This is a genomic window from Asaia sp. W19, assembly GCF_003994335.1.
GTDB lineage: Bacteria > Pseudomonadota > Alphaproteobacteria > Acetobacterales > Acetobacteraceae > Asaia.
Window position 1 is genome coordinate 1 of record NZ_PNQZ01000175.1, and the last position, 873, is coordinate 873.

Here is an 873-nt window from a genome sequence, read left to right on the forward strand (position 1 = left end):
GAAAAGCTTACGACCATGCCCCCCTTGGGGCAGCACCGCCACACCCGATGGGCCCGGACCGTCGAAACGCGCCACAATGTCAAAATCTCCCGATGAACTCGTGCCGTCATCGGCGTTTCCTGCTGCGAGAGCGGGCGTTACCAACCCCATCGCAGGCGCAAGAGAGGCAGCGGAAAGAAAGGATCGACGCTTCATGGCGAGATGACCTCAGTCGGGAATGCATAGGTTTTCAACGAACGCCGGGCTGAGGCGGTAGCTTCCTCCCTAAAATGCTTTTCATGAGCTCGCGGCCTGTCGCCAATTTGTCACACTCTGCAATAGAGGCGCATCGACACCCTGATCACTATTGTTATGTTATATCATACAGAATAGGAACGAAGCCGATATATTCCGTTCCCAGCCTGTTGGATTGTCATGATGTCACCCCGCTCCCTGTGGTCGGCCGGCCTGCTCCTGTCCTGCTCCGTCATCGCCCTGACCCTGCCCGCCCGCGCGCAATCTGCCGCTGCGAACGCCCGTGATGCACAGCCCGGCACGCGCCTCGCCCCCAAAGCACACCCCACCGCCCCCAAGAGCCCGGCGGTTTCGCCCTCAAAGGAGGCAGCTGATAGCGGCTCACGCACGTCATTCGACAATCACGGCGCGGTCTCACCAGCGGATAGCGAGGCGAGCCATGAGGAGCATATCATCGTCAATGCGCGCCTCGATGAAATCCGCTCATCCCTGCAATCCTCGACCGGTGCCACGACCTATCGCTTCACGCGGCGCGATATCGAGACCAATCCAGGTGGCGATAACGCCCCGCTGAACACCCTGCTGCTTCAGGCCCCTGGCGTAGCGCAGGACAGCTTCGGCCAGATCCATGTGCGCGGC

The 873-nt window shown here is 60.8% G+C and carries 2 pseudogenes; one reads left to right on the plus strand and one right to left on the minus strand.

Annotated elements, in window-relative coordinates:
- A pseudogene (locus C0V97_RS18740) lies at positions 1–195 on the minus strand (gluconolactonase); the annotation flags it as partial.
- A gap of 219 nt (positions 196–414) precedes the next feature.
- On the opposite strand from C0V97_RS18740, the pseudogene C0V97_RS18745 reads away from it, so the two are divergent.
- Positions 415–873 (plus strand): annotated as a pseudogene (locus C0V97_RS18745) (TonB-dependent receptor); the annotation flags it as partial.